6 protein-coding genes are annotated in these 8,008 nt (G+C 59.1%); 2 read left to right on the forward strand and 4 right to left on the reverse strand.

Annotation, left to right across the window (positions count from 1 at the left end; all coding sequences use genetic code 11):
• Position 1: 1 nt before the first annotated feature.
• Together NZK35_RS20570 and NZK35_RS20575 are read left to right on the forward strand one after the other, a co-directional pair.
• On the forward strand, positions 2–214 hold the full coding sequence (locus tag NZK35_RS20570; RefSeq protein ID WP_259634404.1) for a hypothetical protein: 213 nt from the start codon (positions 2–4) through the stop codon (positions 212–214).
• A 324-nt stretch (positions 215–538) separates the two neighbouring features.
• A complete protein-coding gene (locus NZK35_RS20575; RefSeq protein WP_259634405.1) occupies positions 539–1,192 on the forward strand; it encodes a response regulator transcription factor in 654 nt (217 codons plus the stop codon).
• A gap of 829 nt (positions 1,193–2,021) precedes the next feature.
• On the opposite strand, the gene rsmH is transcribed toward NZK35_RS20575, so the two are convergent.
• The 4 genes from rsmH to NZK35_RS20595 all read right to left on the reverse strand — a co-directional run bounded on the left by rsmH (position 2,022) and on the right by NZK35_RS20595 (position 7,727).
• Positions 2,022–2,924: a 16S rRNA (cytosine(1402)-N(4))-methyltransferase RsmH gene (gene rsmH, locus NZK35_RS20580; protein WP_407699812.1), complete on the reverse strand. Its 903-nt coding sequence runs from the start codon at positions 2,922–2,924 to the stop codon at positions 2,022–2,024.
• A gap of 280 nt (positions 2,925–3,204) precedes the next feature.
• On the reverse strand, positions 3,205–4,116 hold the full coding sequence (locus tag NZK35_RS20585; RefSeq protein WP_259634406.1) for a sugar phosphate isomerase/epimerase family protein: 912 nt from the start codon (positions 4,114–4,116) through the stop codon (positions 3,205–3,207).
• A gap of 128 nt (positions 4,117–4,244) precedes the next feature.
• Positions 4,245–6,023, reverse strand: coding sequence for an aspartate--tRNA ligase (gene aspS / locus NZK35_RS20590; protein ID WP_259634407.1), 1,779 nt, complete (start codon positions 6,021–6,023; stop codon positions 4,245–4,247).
• Between the two features lie 183 nt (positions 6,024–6,206).
• The gene (locus NZK35_RS20595) at positions 6,207–7,727 is read right to left on the reverse strand and encodes an MFS transporter (protein WP_259634408.1); all 1,521 of its coding nucleotides are present in this window, start codon (positions 7,725–7,727) and stop codon (positions 6,207–6,209) included.
• Between the last annotated feature and the right edge of the window lie 281 nt (positions 7,728–8,008).

Below are 8,008 nucleotides of genomic sequence, written 5' to 3' on the forward strand. Positions count from 1 at the left end.
AATGGAATCCGATCCCCGAGTCCGCAAGTCACTGCACCAGATCAACAACGACCTTTCGATCGCCTCGATGAGGCTCGAATTGATCACCATCAAACTGCAGCGGGAGCCCGAAAGTCCGCTGCGTGAGGAGTTGCTGCAGTCCTGTGCCGACGCCCTGGACGCGGTCAAACGGGCCGGCCGGACCGCCAATCAAACACTCCACCAGAATCCCTGAACGCTATTCCCGGGATCCGAATCGGCACCACAAACTCCGCCGCATCTGCGTCTCATCCCAGTTTTTGCTAGACTCAACGGCAAATCAGCATCGGTTGCGCTTTTGCGAACGCCAAAGGATCGATTAAAGTGTGGCTGACGAGAAATCCGTCCGAGACATGTCGCCAGCAAGACCGTCAGACGATCTCACCGCGAAGGATGGCAGCAGAACCCAGGGCTGATTCTGGAAAAAGACCCCATAGAGGGACCCTCACAGAACGATTTCACGAGACCTGAATTCTGTGGGCCACTCTCGTTCATCACTCCAACCTTTTGAACAGCCAAGATGCCGCTGATCAGCACGAATCTGGTGAAAGAACTTGTCGCCCCCGATGAAGCCAGTCGCCTGTACATCGTTGATGATGAAACGGAGCTGCTCACAACCCTGGCCGAATCCCTCCGAGAGCTGGGATTCTCCCCCCAGACGTTCGATCGGCCCGAGGATTTGCTTCTGGCCACGTCGGAGAACGAGACCGGCTGCGTCATCACCGACCTGCGGATGCCCGGAATCGGTGGCGTCGAGCTGCTCCGACGCCTCAACCAGCGTGACAGCTGCTTGTCGGTGATCCTGTTGACGGCGTTTGCCGATGTGCCGACCGCCGTCGACGCGATGAAACTCGGTGCCGTCAGTGTCGTCGAAAAACCCTTCGAACTACACGCCCTGGCGGACGAAATCAATGCGGCGATGCGATGCAGCGAACAAGCCTACGCCAGACGCCAAGACCTCCGCTCGGCCAGAGAACGCCTGGACCAACTCACCAACGAAGAGCAGGCCGTGCTGGACCTGGCCATCGAAGGACGCCCCAACCGCGAAATCGCCGAACAGCTGGAAATCAGCCCCCGGACCGTCGATCGCCGGCGACAATCCGCGCTGCGAAAACTCGTCGCCGAGTCGGTCGCCGAATACGCCGTCCTGAAAACCCGCGCCGGCCGGGACTGAATCCCCCCCCCAACCCTTCAGCGCATTGCTCGCAGACTCCCTCCCCGGCAGAGAGGTCGCGCAGGTCTCGGCGTCACCCTGCTGGCAGGAAGGTCGAGCGCAGCAAGCGGGCATACGCACCACGTTGAGCAATCCGTTCATCAACGAAGTTGTAGTCACCCTCCCTCTGGGAGGGTCGCGGAGGAGTTTGCGACGACGCGGGGAGGGTTACCTGGGATGTCTAGACACCAATGCCCAGGGGAAGAGTGACGAAAACTCCATAAACAGACGTGAGTTTCCCGCCGTCTGGCGGATTCCCGACTCCAGCCGACACAGAGGGTGACAATTCACCCACTCCAGGCCATTTGCCAACCACCCTTAATGGTGTGCCTGCGCAGTCGGTTCAAATTACCGAAAAAAGTCGGCGAGCAAGCTCCTGGACTTAACTCGTCATCGCTCAACGAGTTACCGTCACGGTGCTGCATTGGCGTTCTCAAAACTCCAGAATCTGCGGTTGACCACACCGTCTGGCTGCGTACTCTTAGGCTACTGATTGGGTTGAATCGCCGCAGCTCTGGTGGCCGCTGGAAATCCACTCCCGGAACGTAAACCATTGCTATCTATTGGTTTGCGGAAAAAGGAGGTCCTGGGAAACCACTCCGGCACCGCGCCGTCGATTCGATCTCCTATCTTCCGCGAGTTCGCCTCGCGTGGGGTTCACGCGGTCAGCTTGCGGCCACGGGCTGACGATCGTTGATGGCACGGAGTCCTCCGCTACAGTCATCTCCGAAAACCTCACGGACCGGGTACACGAAGTGCCCGGTCGCGAACGCTCGCGAAGGTAGACCTTCTATCTCCGCTCGGCCACACGCAGTTTTGCGCTGCGGGATCTCGCGTTGACCGCCACCTCTTCCTCGCTCGGCCGCAACGGTTTCTTGGTCAACACATTCCAGCGGTCGTCATCACGGAACGCATTCTTAACGATCCGGTCCTCCAGCGAGTGAAAACTGATCACGGCAAGACGCCCCCCCGACGACAGCCACTGGGGCGCCTGCTCAAGCGTCCGTGACAGGATTTCCAATTCACCATTGACGGCGATTCGCAATGCCTGGAACGTCCGCGTTGCGGGATGAATGTCGTGATGCTTGCCACGTGGGACACAACGACGACAGATTTCGACCAGTTCCGCGACGGTGTGCACGGGCTCGCGACGTTTGCCGCGCGCGACAATCTCGCGTGCAATCCGCCGGCTAAACCGCTCTTCGCCAAACTGGTAGATCGCATCGGCAATCGCCTTCTCACTGTTCCGGGCCAGCCATTGACTGGCCGGAATCCCGTTCTCCGGATCGAACCGCAAATCGAGCGGACCGTCGTGCTGAAAACTGAATCCACGATCCCGGTCGGCCAACTGATCACTCGACAGACCGAGGTCCAACACCATCGCATCGGCGTGTTCCAACCCGCTGGCCTCGAGCGCCCGGGCAGCCTGCTCGTAACTGCCCAAAAACACCGACAAGCGATCGACCGGGGGCTCGGATTCGACGCGAGCGAGCACCGCGGGATCGCGATCAAGCCCGATCACCAGCCCCTCTTCGCCGACCACATCCAACAACAGACGCGAATGACCGCCGGCCCCATAGGTCCCATCGATCACGACCTTCGGGGAACATTCACTCAACCAATGAACGATCTCATCGGGCATCACCGAGACATGGCAGGGGCGATTGTCGTTTTGCTCAGTCACGCGTGTCAGGCCGAGGGAAGAGGTTTGTTTTGTACGACGGGCCGATAGCCTTGTTTCCGGGCTCTGCCCTACGCCGTGAACGACTTTTTTAGCGGTAGGGCGCGAGCCCTCCGGTGTGTTGGCAACGATGTGGAACCGGAGGGCTTGCGCCCTGCCGCTAAAACCTCGTCAAACACAGGAAATAAATCGTTCACGGCGTAGGGCTCCGCCTGGGAACACACGGTTTGGAAGGCTCCGCCTTCCGAGTGCACCGGCAGAGCCGGCGGCCACCCGTCACGCACAGCGTGACCTACTTGTTGACCGAACAGTGCAGGGCGGCTTCCATGTTGTCGGCGACTTCCTTCAACCGCGCCGCATCTCCGCCGCCGACTTCGGCCGCGCACCAACCCTTGAAACCGATCTCCCGCAGCGCCGCTTCGACGGCCGGCCAATCGACATCTCCCTCGGTGATCTTGGTGAACTTGTTCTCCGCTCTCGAAAAGCCTTTGATGTCCAGTTTCTTGATTCGCGGCCCAAGCTCCCTGACCCACTGGGCCACGTCGCCATATTTCCAGTGGTTGCCGAGGTCGAACTGCAACCCGACCAGGGGTGAATCGAATTGGTCGATGTACTCGGCCAGCGGTTCGACCGACTGATCGCTTCCGCCCTCGTGGTCATACAAAAAATGGTTCCAAACGTTTTCGACCAGGATCGCGATGTTGTGCTTTTCGGCGGTCGGCAACGCGGCACGGATGTTGTCGCTCGATCGCTGGTAAACCTCTTCATGCGTGCCGTCTTTTCCGTGACCGACGACCAACAGACAAGAATCACCGCCCACCGCAGCGGTCTCTTCGATGCCACGCTTCAGATTGTCCAGTGCCTTCGCGCGGACCTCCGGGTCGGGATCGCTGTGGCGAATGTTCCAATGCGTGCCGCCCACGCTGCCATCGACGATCAATCCCGACGCCTTGGACGCTTTGTTGACTTCGTCGACATTGATACCGGGAACGTTAACTTCGACGCCTTCAAACCCGGCCTCTTTGGCCGCCCGAAATTTTTCCTCAAGCGAACCCTTGACTCCGATCATCCCGATTTTGAGCGTCTTGCGAAGCCAATCGTGTCCGTCGCCGGATTCGGCAAACAGCGGCGTTGTTCGCATCGCCGCGGAAAGCCCGGCAACACCGAGCGTGCCCATGGCTTGAAGTACAGTTCGTCGTCGCATGTCGAATCTCCTCGTCGTGTATGGGGGCGTCTAGGCGAATCAGTGGGATAGGCTTTCAGCCTGTCGATGCGGAAACGACGAGCCTGGAAGCCTATCCCACGTCATCTCCACGGATTGCTTTTTCGATTCTACTCGGCTTTCTTGGCCAGGCTACGCAAATGCAGTTCGGTCAACTGATCTTGATCGACCGACCCGGGAGCCTCGGTCATCAAGTCCGACGCCTTTTGCGTCTTGGGAAACGCGATCACTTCGCGAATGTTCTCCAAACCGGCCAGCAGCATGACCCAGCGATCGACGCCCAAGGCGATCCCGCCGTGGGGCGGTGCACCGAACCGGAGCGCGTTGAGCAGGAACCCGAAACGATCCTCAGCGGTCGCCTCATCGATCCCCAACAACTCAAACACTTTCGATTGCGTTTGCTGGTCGTGAATCCGAATCGTGCCGCCGCCGGCTTCGCTGCCGTTGATGACCAAGTCGTACGCTTGGGCGCGACAGGCCCGCGGATCGCTGTCCAGTTTTTCCAGGTCGCTTTTCAGGGGAGCGGTGAAGGGGTGGTGCATCGCCACCCATCGGCCCGATTCCTCGTCACGTTCGAACATCGGAAACTCGGTGATCCAACTGCAATGGAGCTGATCGGCATCGTAGAGCTTGAGCTCCGCACCGAGCCGTTTTCGCAGTGCATACAGGCCCTTGCAGGTGACTTCCCAACGATCGGCCAGGAACATCAACAAGTCACCGGGCTCGCCAGCCATCAAGGTCTTGATCTCGGCCAGGTGTTCGGCATCAAAGTTCTTCGCCACCGGACTCCACAGCGAACCGTCTTCTTCGACGCGGAACCAGGCAAGCCCTTTGGCGCCGAAGTCCTTGACGAATTCGGTCAGCTCGTCGATCTGGCGACGGGAGTACTTTTCGGCGGCCCCTTCGGCGCGGATGCCACGGACGAAGTTGCCGGCATCGGCGGTCGCCCGGAACACGCGAAACTCGGTCTTCTTGGCGACGGACGTCACGTCGACGATTTCCATGCCGAATCGCAGGTCGGGCGCGTCGTGGCCGAACCGCCGCATCGCCTCGTCATAGGTCATCCGTGGTAGCGGCAATTTGATTTCTTTGCCGAGGACATTCTTGGCCGTTTGAGCGACCAAGCCGTCGATCAATCCCATGATGTCGTCGGCATCGACGAAGGACATTTCCAGGTCCAACTGGGTGAATTCGGGCTGGCGGTCGGCACGCAAGTCTTCATCGCGGAAACACTTTGCGACTTGAACGTAGCGATCGAACCCGGCGACCATCAAGATTTGCTTGTACAGCTGCGGGGACTGTGGCAACGCGTAAAAGCTGCCGGGGTGCACGCGGCTGGGGACCAAGTAATCGCGTGCGCCTTCGGGCGTGCTGCGTCCCAAAATCGGTGTCTCGACATCGATGAAATCATGCTCGGCAAAGTAATCGCGCATCTCCTTGATGATCGTGCTGCGAAGCACCATCGCCCGCAGCATTTCCGGCCGTCGCAAATCCAGAAAACGGTACTTCAGCCGCAGGTCTTCACCGGGAAGATCGGCTTGGCCGGGCGTGAACGGAGGCGTCTGACAGGCGTTGAGGATTTCCAGTTCGGGACAACGCACTTCGATCGCACCGGTCGCCAGCTTGTCGTTGGTCTTGCCTTCCAAGCGGTTGGCCACTTTGCCACGGACCAGGATGACGCTTTCGGCCGGGACGTGTCCCGCCGCATCGATCTGAGCCTGATCCGCCTCGGGTGGACCGATCACGACCTGGGTCAATCCATATCGGTCGCGCAAATCGATGAACACCGCGCCGCCGTGATCGCGTTTATTCTCAACCCACCCACAAAGAGTGACTTCGGTTCCGACGTGTTCTTTGCGGAGCTCTCCGCAGTTGTGGGTGCGTAGCACGGATCTTGACTAATTCGGGGGAAGGAAAAGGGGATCAAAACGGCCGCTGGGGGCGGATTCTAAACTGTGGCGACCGAATTGCTTAGGGGCCCCAGGGCGGCTGGTAAAAATCCAACAAAAAACGCCCCGAATCCAGCTGGAATCGGGGCGTTGAACGCGAATTCTAAAGTCCGGCCGACCGGATCAATACTCGGCAGGACCGGTCTGGGCGATCTCCTCGGCTTTCTCCGGCGGCACCTGCTTGGGTGCCTTGAATCCGAACAACAAGATCAAATACAGGACCGCCATCGTTGCCGGAACCAAGGCCGTTACTCGAATCGCCATCCGGCTCCCGTGCAGCGTCGCTTCGGCGACCGGCTCGGCATCCACCGACGCGTACTCCTTGTTCTCTTGCCACCATTTGTACTGCGCCCGCAACCCCTTGAACTCTTCTTCTTCGATGCGATCGCCGGCGATCTCGACGTCCGACATGATCGACTCGCCATTGTCGGCAAGCATCCCCGCCTTGGCACCGTCGATCCCGGTGATCGGAGGGAACACCAAGAACTGGTTTTCGTTGGGCGCTTTGACGCGCTGGAACGTTTCCGGCGCCTGCTCCTGGATGTACTGCGATGCAAAGTAATCCTGCTTGTAACCGATCCCCGGACCGCCGAGTGAACCGGCCGACGTCATCCCGACAAATCCCATCAGGGCCATCGCGACGGTCGCACTTTGCGGGAACCGCTCCCCAACGACACCCAACATCGTGGGCCACAAGAACGTCTTGCCCAACGCGTAAACCGTGGCGGCGAAGAACATGAACGGCACGCTGTCGCCGATGCTGATCAGATAAAGCCCAACGGCACCGGTACAGGCACTGATCAACAACAATCCCAACGACGAAATCTTGTGCACGATCGGCCCGGCAAAGAAACGCAGCCCGGTCATCAGCAAGGACGTGTAAATGAACAGCGCCGTTCCCAGGAAGGCACTCTTGAGAATGCCGCCGGTGATCTTGTTGATCCAACTGTCGGTCCCCAATTCCACGTACCCGACACAGGCGTGAGCGATCAACAGAATCACAAAGAACGGACCGATCAGCTTGGCAAACATCCCGCCGTAAGAAATCGAACCCTGCTGGGCATCGGTCTGCGGAAACGGCTCCTTGACGGAGATGAAACCGTACATCGCCACCGGGATCAAATACGTCGCCAACAGGATCTCCCAACCCACGTAATCCTTCAGGAACACGATCAGGCCTCCGAGCACGAGCCCGGCCGGCCATCCGGCGTGCAGAATGTTCAAGTAGTGCGTCTTCTGTTCCGGGTAGATCGCAGCGGTCAACGGATTGATGACCGCCTCACAAATCCCGTTGCCGACTGCAAAAATGAACGCCGACCAGAACAAGATGTTGTAGACCGCGTCCTTGCCCGCCGCATTAAACACCGGCGTCGCCGAAAACAGCATGACCGCTGAGATCAAATGGCAAGCCATTGCGATGACCAACAGCGTCTTGTACCCGACAAAGTCGACCAGCAAGCCCGCGAACAGAATCACCAGACCAAACCCCAGCAACCCTCCACCGGTGATCTGGCCAAGCTCGGTCATCGTGAACCCGTACTGCTTTGACCATACATCCAACAGCCCGGCCCGGACTGCAAATCCGATCCCTGCGGCAATCAGGGTCAGAAACCCTGCGGTGAGAAGCTTTTTCCGGTTTTCCATCGTCAATATCTATACGGGGGGAGGAGAGAATTGGAAGGCGGTCGAGATGCTGCCACTACTGGCCAGCCAAGTCAAGCAATTACGACGTTAAATGACCGAATGCCAAACGTAATCCCCGCGGCCCCCCGTCGCCACTAGCACCCCCGCTATACTCCCCGCAGAAGTCAAAATTTGTGCGAAAAGACGCGTCCACCGTTGGTGTCCAGGCTTCAGCCGCTTCCCCACCGTTGGTGTCCAGGCTTCAGCCGCCTCCCCGCCGTTGGTGGCTAAAGCCCAATACC

It is taken from the genome of Stieleria sedimenti, assembly GCF_025060895.1.
Classification (GTDB): Bacteria; Planctomycetota; Planctomycetia; order Pirellulales; family Pirellulaceae; genus Stieleria; species Stieleria sedimenti.

Bases quoted from the DNA above. Each gene is read 5' to 3' on its own strand.
- NZK35_RS20570 (WP_259634404.1), top strand. From the start codon at position 2: ATGGAATCCGATCCCCGAGTCCGCAAGTCACTGCACCAGATCAACAAC.
- NZK35_RS20575 (WP_259634405.1), top strand. From the start codon at position 539: ATGCCGCTGATCAGCACGAATCTGGTGAAAGAACTTGTCGCCCCCGAT.
- NZK35_RS20585 (WP_259634406.1), bottom strand. From the start codon at position 4,116: ATGCGACGACGAACTGTACTTCAAGCCATGGGCACGCTCGGTGTTGCC.
- NZK35_RS20595 (WP_259634408.1), bottom strand. From the start codon at position 7,727: ATGGAAAACCGGAAAAAGCTTCTCACCGCAGGGTTTCTGACCCTGATT.